Origin of the sequence: Microbaculum marinisediminis, from assembly GCF_025397915.1 — a bacterium.
GTDB classification, from domain to species: domain Bacteria; phylum Pseudomonadota; class Alphaproteobacteria; order Rhizobiales; family Tepidamorphaceae; genus Microbaculum; species Microbaculum marinisediminis.
In genome coordinates, this window is record NZ_JALIDZ010000043.1 from 1 (window position 1) to 382 (window position 382).

1 protein-coding gene is annotated in these 382 nt (G+C 65.4%); it reads left to right on the top strand.

Translation table 11 applies throughout. From position 1 onward, the window contains the following. Positions 1-100: 100 nt before the first annotated feature. Positions 101-382, top strand: a 282-nt coding sequence (locus MUB46_RS24200) for a hypothetical protein (protein ID WP_261618541.1), incomplete at its 3' end; no start/stop codon positions are given.

The following is a 382-nucleotide window of genomic DNA, read 5'->3' on the forward strand; positions in this document are numbered from 1 at the left end:
GCGTTCGCTACGAGTATCAGGGCGGCGATTCCAAGGACGCGCGGAACTGGCGACGCCTGGACGACCCTGACTTGCCGGTCATGCCGTAGGAGAAAATGTGATGCCTAATCCCTGGGAAATGTCGGACGACCAGTTGCAGCAGGCAACGCGGCCGCAAGGCGTCCTTGGCGCGTTCGAAACCGCCGAGACGTTCGCCCGCAACATGATGGAAGGTATCCCCATAACGGGCCCGTGGCAGCGTCGCGCCGTCGACTACTGGGCGAAGACGGGCCGGGGGCTGCTCGGTCTGGACCCTGACGAGGGGCGGCACGAGCGGTTGACCGGACAGCATCCCATAGCGGGGACGCTCGGCAACGTCGCGGGCAGTATTGCGGGTACGGCT